We start from the raw sequence: 710 nt of genomic DNA, 5'->3' as shown, positions 1-710 counted from the left end.
CTGAGTCTGGGTCCGGATACGATCGCCTCCGCCGAAGCGGCGCTGGCCGAATACGCCACCCAGTTGACCCCGAAAGACCTCGACAAGGTCGCCGCCCGGCTGCTGGCCTATCTGGACCCCGACGGGCAGGTCACCGACGACCACGACCGGCAGTGCCATCGTGAGGTCACCCTGTCCCCGCAGGATCAGCGGTTGATGTCGGAGCTGACCGGTCGACTCACCCCGGCCGGGCGTGCCGTGTTCGAGCTGGCGATGGAGTTGTTCTCCGCCAAGGGGATGAACAACCCGGCCGACCCGGACTCGCCGTCCGGGCCGGTCAACGCCACCGGACTCGATCCGCACCTGCTCGCCGAGGCCGCCGCCCGCGATACCCGCACCCCGGCCCAACGCCGCCACGACGCCCTGATCGCAATCTGCCGCACCGCGGCGGCCGCCGGTGCGGACGGCACGATCAACGGGCTGCCCGCCCACATCATCGTCACCGCATCCAAGAGCGACGTCGAGCAGGGGCGCGGGTTCGCCACCACCGCCACCGGCAGTGTCGTCCCCGTCCGCGACGTGGTCGACCTGCTGGTCACCGACCCCGACAACAACGACGTGGTCATGGTCGTCTTCGACGACCACACCTCCGACGTCATCTACTACGGCACCGGCCGACGCACCGCGAACACCGCGCAACGGTTCGCGTCCTTCGCCCGCGACCGCGGCTG

The 710-nt window shown here is 70.1% G+C and carries 1 protein-coding gene; it reads left to right on the top strand.

The window, feature by feature from the left end; translation table 11 throughout:
* Positions 1-710 (top strand): DUF222 domain-containing protein (locus tag HH308_RS29325; protein WP_170197824.1); only part of this gene is annotated, 710 nt, incomplete at both ends.

This window comes from Gordonia asplenii, assembly GCF_012933505.1.
Lineage (GTDB): Bacteria > Actinomycetota > Actinomycetes > Mycobacteriales > Mycobacteriaceae > Gordonia > Gordonia asplenii.
The sequence above is the reverse complement of the archived record's forward strand: the minus strand, read 5'-3'. Positions and strand labels throughout refer to the sequence as shown.